The following is a 7,636-nucleotide window of genomic DNA, read 5'->3' as shown; positions in this document are numbered from 1 at the left end:
GGCAGGACCTGATGCGCAGCGGCTTCGTCCACCTGCGGGCCATCCTGGAACAGCCGCACCCCGGCTCCCGGGCCCCCGAGCGCCTGTTCCGCTTCAGCCTGGAAATGTTCCGCCACGTCCAGGACCAGCGACAACTCGGACGCGCCCTGACCGGCTCGCCCAGCGGCGCGCCCGTCCTCCGAGAGATGCAGCACCTGCTGGCCGACCTCGTCCGCAACGAGCTCAAGGCGCTGACACCCACCGCCCCCGCCCCCGACGTGCCCACCGAGCTCGTCGTCCAGTTCGTCGTCGCAGCCTTTCTCGCCACGATGGCCTGGTGGGCCGAGCACGGCAGCGACGACGACAGCCCCGACCGCGCCGACGCCCTGTTCCACGCCCTCGTCGCTCCCGGCGTACGCGCCGCGATCGCCCTCGCCCCCAACCGCCAACAATGACAGCCGCCAACGGCCCACTACCCGACGAAGGTTGGGCGTGTGTGGGACTGCACGCACCCGAGCGGACGATCGGGCGGCAGGTCACGGGCCAGCCGGGTCTGTCACTCAAACGACAGACCCGGCCAGCCAGACAGGGCAACGTCCGCGAACGTGTACGGCCCCGCCTGCGCCGTCCAGCGTCGTATGAAAGACCACAAGGTTGGTCAACAAGGTCGAGAATTTGACGATCTTCTCTCGTCCCTGGGATGCCCGATCTGCCTCCATCAGCATCGTGCCGACCTCGGGATGAACACCGCGCAGATCGTTGTGAACGAAGACGAACGTGCCGAACTGACCCATACGTTGCGCGAGCGCGGAGTTCAGGTCGTCGTGGAACTTCTTGCGTAACTTCGCAGCGTCGAAACTACGCGGCGCATAGCAGGCGTAGAGCTTGCGGGCGTGCAGACTGAGCCCGTCGGAGCCTTGGTCGCCGAGGTTCCCGTGGGTGCGTACGTCGAGGAAGTCCGGGTAGCGAGCGCACATCACGTCATGGAAGAAACTCTCGAACGCCTCCCCATGTAACTAGCTTCTCCCTGAACTTGATGTGTGCGTACATGCGCTGCGCGCTGTTCACGGTCCCCCTCTAGTTCTTCCCTCGGAACAGGGGTGGTTTTCCGTCATCCCTGTCGGGAGCTCCAGCTCGGCCCAGACCGTCTTGACGATCGTGTCGCGTACGTCGCAGCCCCGGCGGACGGCGAGCGCGTCGACCAGCAGCAGGCCACGCCCGCTGTCCACCTCCGCGGGCGGCACAGTGAGGGTTCCCCACTCGGGCGGGAGCCGCTCGGGCCTGGTGTCCGAAACGGCAATACGGATCGCATCGCTGGTGCGGGTCAGCGACAGGCCGAAGTCCCGGCCCGGGGAGCGGCCATGGGTGATCGCATTGGCGACCAGTTCCGCGATGACGGTCTCGGCGGCCTGAGCGAGGGGACTCGCGGGAAAGAACCCCCATTGATCCAGCTCGGCGACGACGAGCCGCCGGGCGAGGCGCGCGCCGCGGCGGGTGCTGCTGAGACGAACGGTGAGGGAATGGTCGGGGGCGGCAACTTTCGACTTCATAGCGTGACCGTGCCGTTGCTGTGGATAGCCTGAACAGGGCGGATCGGCGTACCGGGGGTGGCTGTACGGGTCGGGGGCATGGTTGTACGGGGCGACAGACGTGACCTTGCGGGCGCCACTTCGGTTGGTTCGGCACCTAGTTGAGGATGTGGTGCGGATGATGGCCCGCCAGGAGAAGAAGCGGGACGAGAACGACGACAAGCCGCCGATCTGGGTCGGTTACGGGAAGTTGGTCAAGCTCTTTCGAGACAAGGCGAACCTGACACAGCAGGTGCTGGCCGACGCGGTGGGGTACTCCTACGAGCAGGTGGCCTCCATCGAGCAGGGTCGGCGCCCGGCGAAGGCTGCGTTCACGGATGCGGCGGAGACCGTGTTGAGGGCGGGTGGGGTACTGGCGGCGTTGCAGGACGATGTGGACAGAGCGAAACTCCCAGCGTTCTTCCAGGACTTCGCCCTCATCGAGACCGAGGCGGTGAGCCGGTTCTCATACGACCCGCTGCTTGTACCGGGTCTGTTGCAGACCGAGGCGTACGCGCGCGAGTTGTTCGCCGGGCACTGCCCCGCAGCTGAGCGAGGAGACGATCGAGCAGCACGTAGAGGCGCGGCTCAACCGGCAGAAGCTCCTCACTCGGACACCAGTCGCGGAACTGAGCTTCATCATCGGGGAGGCGGCGCTCCGGAACCCGCTGGAAAGCGTAGAGGTGATGCAGGGGCAGCTTCAGCATCTGCTGCAGCAGGCAAAGCCGCGGAACATGGAGATCCAGGTGATGTTGACGGCTCGGGGATTCCATCCTGGGCTGAACGGGCCGATGGTGTTGTTGGAGACCTTCGAGCATCGGCAAGTTGGCTACATCGAGTCGCAGGAGACTGGTGTCGTGGTCAGCGACCCAGCCAGGGTGAGTTCGTTCGGACTGCGGTATGGCAAGCTGCGCTCGCAAGCCCTGAACGTCGACGAGTCCGCGCGATTCATCGAGCGCGTGGCAGGAGAACTATGAGTGCTGAGCAGACTGGCGCCGACGGTGCCGAACTGAGGTGGTTCAAGAGCAGTTACAGCGGCTCGGGCGGCGGGGACTGCGTCGAAGTCGCCGCAGCACACGGCACCGTACGCGTCCGTGACTCGAAGAACCGGGAATTGCCGTCGCTCTCCTTCGCGACGGCCGGATGGGAAGCCTTTGTCTCGTTCGCCGCAGAGTGAGCCTTGGGCCGAGCTGAGGCAGGAGACCCTCGCGCACCCCGAAGCGCAGGAGGCGTACGAGGCGACCCGGATCCGCTACGAAGTCGGCCGCGCTGTGCGTGAGCGCCGGGAGGCTCTTGGGATGACCCAGGCCCAGCTCGCCCAGGAGGCCGGGCTTCAGCAGCCCGCCGTGGCTCGCTTCGAGGCAGGTGGGACGATGCCGACCCTGCCGCTGCTCGAGCGGTTCGCCGCAGCGCTCGGACTGCGGCTCAACCGTCGGCTTCGAGCCGCTGGACCGCGCAAGCTGAGCAACTGAGCAGCCGTTTCGCCACCGGTGTGAGCGTCAGGCAACCGGGTCGGGCGCACCCTTCACAAGAGAGCCCGGCAGCGGAGCCAGCGGCCTGCGGCGGATGACCAGGGCCATCAGTGCCGCCGCCGCGCACAGCGCGCCCGAGGCGTACCAGATCACGTCGTACGAGCCGAACACGTCCCGCGCCACGCCGCCCGCGAAGGCCACCGCCGCCGCGCCCACCTGGTGGGAGGCCAGGACCCAGCCGAAGACGATCGCGCTGTCCTCGCCGTAGTGCTCGCGGCACAGGGCGATCGTCGGCGGGACCGTCGCCACCCAGTCGAGGCCGTAGAAGATGATGAAGAAGAGCATCGGCGGGTGGACGGACGGTGCCAGCAGCATCGGCAGGAAGAGCAGGGAGATGCCGCGCAGCGCGTAGTAGACCGCCAGCAGCCGCCGGGCCTCGAAGCGGTCGGTGAACCAGCCCGAGGCGATCGTGCCGACGACATCGAAGACACCGATCACCGCGAGCAGCGACGCGGCCGCCGTGATCGGCATGCCGTGGTCGTGGGCCGCGGGCACGAAGTGGGTTTTGACCAGGCCGTTGGTTGATGCGCCGCAGATGGCGAAGGTGCCCGCGAGCAGCCAGAACGGCCCCGTGCGGGCCGCCCGGAACAGCACCTTGAGCGCTCGGCGGGCCGCGCCGGGAACCGGGTCCGGCTTCGGCGTGAAGCCGTCCGCGCCGTACGCCGCGATCCCCACGTCCGCCGGGTGGTCGCGCAGCAGCAGCCAGACGAAGGGGACGACCGCCAGCGCGGAGAGCGCGACGGTGATCGCGGCCGGGCGCCAGCCGTGGTGCTCGACCAGCCAGGAGAGCAGGGGGAGGAAGACCAGCTGGCCCGAGGCGCCGGCCGCGGTGAGGATGCCGGTGACCAGACCGCGCCGCCGCACGAACCACCTGTTGGTGACTGTCGCGGCGAAGGCCAGCGCCATCGAGCCGCTGCCCAGGCCGACCAGGATTCCCCAGTACAGGACCAGCTGCCAGGCCGTCGTCATGAAGACCGTCAGCCCGGAGCCGAGCGCGATGACCGACAGGGCCACGGCGACCACCCGGCGGATGCCGAAGCGGTCCATCAGCGCCGCGGCGAACGGCGCGGTGAGCCCGTACAGCGCGAGATTGACCGAGACCGCGAAGCCGATCGTGCCCCGCGACCAGTCGAACTCCTTGTGCAGCGGCTCGATCAGCAGACCGGGCAGGGACGCGAAGGCGGCGGCGCCGATGATCGTCACAAAGGTGACGACGGCGACGAACCACGCGCGGTGAATGCGAGAAGAGCGACGGAGGGTGGGCGGGCTGCCGTGCGGGGCGGTTGTCTCGTTCACGTCACTCAGCATCCGGGGGCGGATCCCCGCCATCGAGTGGCCCGAGGGACAGTATCCGATAGGATCGGGCCATGGGTGATCACAGAAAGCACCGGGTTGTCGTGCTGGCCCTGACCGGGCTGCTCCCCTTCGAGCTGGGCATCCCGCACCGGATCTTCGGCCGCGCCAAGGGCGCGGACGGCCATCCGCTCTACGAGATCGTCACCTGCTCGCTGCGCCCGGGACCCGTCCGTACGGAGGCCGACTTCGACATCAACGTCGAGCACGGCCCGGAGATCCTCGCCACCGCGGACACCGTCGTCATCCCCGCCTCGTACGAACTGGGTCCCGTCCACGAGGAGGGCCGGCTCACCGAAGAGCTCGCCGGCGCGTTCGCGTACGTCCGGCCCGGCACCCGCATGGTCTCCATCTGCACCGGCGGTTACGTCCTCGCCGCCGCCGGATACCTCGACGGGCGGCCCGCCACCACCCACTGGTCATCCGCCGAGCACTTCCAGCGGCTCTTCCCCTCCGTCAAGGTCGACGCCGACGTGCTCTTCATCGACGACGGTGACGTCCTCACCTCGGCGGGCGTCGCCGCGGGCATCGATCTGTGCCTGCACATCGTGCGGCGCGACCACGGCACGGCCGTCGCCAACGACGTCGCGCGCCGCACCGTCGTACCGCCGCACCGCGACGGCGGGCAGGCCCAGTACATCCACCGGCCCGTCCCCGAACCGCAGTTGGCGACCACCACCGGCGCCCGGGCCTGGGCGCTGAGCCGGCTGCACGAGCCGATCCAGCTGCGCGACATGGCCGACCAGGAGTCCATGTCGGTACGGACGTTCACGCGCCGCTTCCGTGAGGAGGCGGGCATCAGCCCCGGGCAGTGGCTGACGCGGCAGCGCGTGGAGCGGGCCCGGCATCTGCTGGAGTCCACGGATCTCTCCGTCGACCAGGTGGCACGGGACGCGGGCTTCGGCACGGCGCAGTCGATGCGGCAGCATCTGCAGGCGGCGCTGGGGGTCCCGCCGACCGCGTACCGGCGCGCGTTCCGCGCCGGTGCTGAAGGCTGAGGAGGGCTCAGAAGGTCAGCACGCCGCGCGCCACCCGCCCGTGGTGCGCGTCGTCCGCCGCCTTCGCGAAGTCCTCGACCGGATACGTCTCGGTCACCAGCTCGTCCAGCAGCAGCCTGCCCTGCCCGTACAGCTCGGCGTACAGGGCGATGTCGTGCTGCGGGCGCGAGGAGCCGTAACGGCAGCCCAGGATGGACTTGTCCAGGAACATCGCCGCGGGCACGAAGGTCGCCTCCGCCGTCGCCGACGGCATCCCCAGCAGGATCGCCTGCCCGCGCCGGTCGAGCAGCTCGATCGCCTGCCGGATCAGGCCGACGTGCCCCACGCACTCGAAGACATGGTCGGCGCCGGTCGGCAGGATCTCCCTCACGCCGTCGGCCGATGGCAGGAAGTCGGTCGCCCCGAACTGCCGGGCGACCGCCTCCTTCGCCGGATTGGAGTCGACCGCGACAATCGCGGAGGCGCCCGCGATCCGGGCGCCCTGGATGACGTTCAGCCCTATGCCCCCCGTCCCGATGACGACGACGGTGTCGCCGCGGTCGACCTTCGCCCGGTTCAGTACGGCTCCGACGCCCGTCAGGACACCGCAGCCGATCAGCGCGGCGGAGGTCAGAGGCAGATCGGAGGGGATCTTCACGGCCTGGACGGCCTTGACGATCGTGCGTTCCGCGAAGGCGGAGTTGGAGGCGAACTGGAAGAGGCGTTCACCACCGCGCGTGAAGGGCCGGCCCGGCCGGCCGATCGCCTTGCGGCACATCGTGGGACGGCCGCGGTCGCAGTCCGCGCAGGCGCCGCAGTTGGCGAGCGTGGAGAGCGAGACATGGTCGCCGGGCACGACATGGCCGACGCCCGCGCCGACCGCCTCCACCACGCCCGCGCCCTCGTGCCCGAGGACGACCGGCACGGGGAAGGGGATCGTGCCGTCGATCACGGAGAGATCGCTGTGGCACAGTCCGGCGGCGGCGACGGCGACCAGCACCTCGCCGGGCCCCGGGTCCCGTATCTCCAGATCGTCGACCACCTGGGGCTGCTTGCCGTCGAAGACGACGCCTCTCATCGGGGCTCCCTCGGTAGGCCGAGCACCCGCTCGGCGATGATGTTGCGCTGGATTTCGTCCGAGCCGCCGTAGATCGTGTCGGCGCGGGTGAAGAGGAACAGGTTCTGGAGTGCGTCGAGTTCGTACGGGCGCTCACGGCTCCAGTCGTACGGGCCGATGGCCGCGGCGGCGCCCCGGACGGCCATGGCGAGCTCGCCGAGACGCTGGTGCCAGCCGCCCCAGAGCAGTTTGGCGACGCTGGGGGCGCCGGGGTCGGCGGGGTCTTCCGAACTGCCCAGCGTGCGCAGGGCGTTGAAGCGCATGGTGCGCAGCTCGGCCCACTGGCATACGAGCCTGTCCGCGAGCACGGGGTCGCCGGCGGCGCCGCTCTCCAGGGCCAGCCGGATCACGCGCTCCAACTCCTCGGCGAATCCGATCTGCTGGGTCAGTGTGGAGACCCCGCGCTCGAAGCCGAGCAGGCTCATCGCGACGCGCCAGCCGTTTCCCTCGCCGCCGACGAGATGCTCGGCACGGGCCTCGGCTCCGTCGAAGAAGACCTCGTTGAACTCGCTCGTGCCGGTCATCTGGCGGATGGGACGTACGTCGATGCGGCCCGGCTGGTCCATGGGAACGAGGAGGAAGGAGAGACCGTGGTGGCGCCGCGAGCCGGGCTCGGTCCGGACCAGTACGAAGCACCAGTCGGCTTCCTGGGCGAGTGAGGTCCAGATCTTCTGCCCGTCGATCCGGAACGTGTCCCCGTCCCGGACCGCGGCGGTCCTGATCCCGGCGAGATCGGATCCGGCGCCGGGTTCGCTGTAGCCCTGGCACCAGAGCTCGTCGCCGCGGGCGATCGCGGGCAGGAAACGCGCCTTCTGCTCGGCGGTGCCGTGCGCGATGAGCGTCGGCGCGAGCAGGTTCTCGCCGATGTGGCCGACGCGGGCGGGGGCGGCGGCACGGGCGTACTCCTCGGCCCAGACGACCTGCTGGCTAAGGCGGGCCTGCCGGTTGCCGTACCCGGCTTCGGCCCAGCCGATCCCGATCCAGCCGTCGCGGCCGAGACGGCGCTCCCAGATGCGGGGGGTGGTGGGGCGGGTCACGTGCGCGGTGAGCCAGGCGCGGGCGTCGTGGCGGAAGGCGTCGTCCGCCGGGCCGAACTCGAAGTCCACGTCT

At 69.6% G+C, this 7,636-nt stretch carries 9 protein-coding genes and 1 pseudogene; 5 read left to right on the top strand and 5 right to left on the bottom strand.

The annotated features are described in order from the left end of the window. Positions 1 to 434, top strand: a 434-nt coding sequence (locus OOK40_RS16620; RefSeq protein WP_266481573.1) for a TetR-like C-terminal domain-containing protein, incomplete at its 5' end; no start/stop codon positions are given. Positions 435 to 539: 105 nt separating this feature from the next. On the opposite strand, the gene OOK40_RS16615 is transcribed toward OOK40_RS16620, so the two are convergent. Both OOK40_RS16615 and OOK40_RS16610 read right to left on the bottom strand, forming a co-directional pair. Continuing rightward, positions 540 to 956 carry a hypothetical protein gene (locus tag OOK40_RS16615; protein WP_266481571.1) on the bottom strand — a complete coding sequence of 139 codons (417 nt, stop codon included), beginning with the start codon at positions 954 to 956 and terminating at the stop codon, positions 540 to 542. Positions 957 to 1,043: 87 nt separating this feature from the next. Continuing rightward, entirely contained in the window at positions 1,044 to 1,529 is a 486-nt protein-coding gene (locus tag OOK40_RS16610) for an ATP-binding protein (protein WP_266481569.1), read from the bottom strand. Between the two features lie 160 nt (positions 1,530 to 1,689). On the opposite strand from OOK40_RS16610, the pseudogene OOK40_RS16605 reads away from it, so the two are divergent. The 3 genes and pseudogenes from OOK40_RS16605 to OOK40_RS16595 all read left to right on the top strand — a co-directional run bounded on the left by OOK40_RS16605 (position 1,690) and on the right by OOK40_RS16595 (position 3,019). Next, positions 1,690 to 2,524: pseudogene (locus OOK40_RS16605) on the top strand (Scr1 family TA system antitoxin-like transcriptional regulator). Then, positions 2,521 to 2,724, top strand: a complete 204-nt coding sequence (locus OOK40_RS16600) for a DUF397 domain-containing protein (RefSeq protein WP_266481567.1) — start codon at positions 2,521 to 2,523, stop codon at positions 2,722 to 2,724. Before OOK40_RS16605 ends, OOK40_RS16600 begins: the two are co-directional and overlap by 4 nt. Beyond that, entirely contained in the window at positions 2,702 to 3,019 is a 318-nt protein-coding gene (locus OOK40_RS16595; RefSeq protein ID WP_266481565.1) for a helix-turn-helix domain-containing protein, read from the top strand. Before OOK40_RS16600 ends, OOK40_RS16595 begins: the two co-directional genes overlap by 23 nt. A 27-nt stretch (positions 3,020 to 3,046) precedes the next feature. Here the strand turns inward: OOK40_RS16595 and OOK40_RS16590 are convergent, their stop codons facing one another. Further along, positions 3,047 to 4,387 carry an MFS transporter gene (locus tag OOK40_RS16590; protein ID WP_266481563.1) on the bottom strand — a complete coding sequence of 447 codons (1,341 nt, stop codon included), beginning with the start codon at positions 4,385 to 4,387 and terminating at the stop codon, positions 3,047 to 3,049. A gap of 59 nt (positions 4,388 to 4,446) precedes the next feature. Here OOK40_RS16590 and OOK40_RS16585 point away from each other — a divergent pair, with 59 nt between their 5' ends. Further along, a complete protein-coding gene (locus OOK40_RS16585; protein ID WP_266481561.1) occupies positions 4,447 to 5,430 on the top strand; it encodes a GlxA family transcriptional regulator in 984 nt (327 codons plus the stop codon). 7 nt (positions 5,431 to 5,437) lie between these two features. On the opposite strand, the gene OOK40_RS16580 is transcribed toward OOK40_RS16585, so the two are convergent. After that, complete coding sequence (locus OOK40_RS16580; RefSeq protein ID WP_266481559.1) at positions 5,438 to 6,487, bottom strand: Zn-dependent alcohol dehydrogenase; 1,050 nt, start codon at positions 6,485 to 6,487, stop codon at positions 5,438 to 5,440. Further along, on the bottom strand, positions 6,484 to 7,632 hold the full coding sequence (locus OOK40_RS16575) for an acyl-CoA dehydrogenase family protein (RefSeq protein WP_266481557.1): 1,149 nt from the start codon (positions 7,630 to 7,632) through the stop codon (positions 6,484 to 6,486). Before OOK40_RS16575 ends, OOK40_RS16580 begins: the two co-directional genes overlap by 4 nt. Positions 7,633 to 7,636: the final 4 nt, after the last annotated feature.

The organism is Streptomyces sp. NBC_01481 (genome assembly GCF_026339995.1).
GTDB lineage: Bacteria > Actinomycetota > Actinomycetes > Streptomycetales > Streptomycetaceae > Streptomyces.
This window is presented reverse-complemented; position numbering and strand designations above follow the sequence as displayed.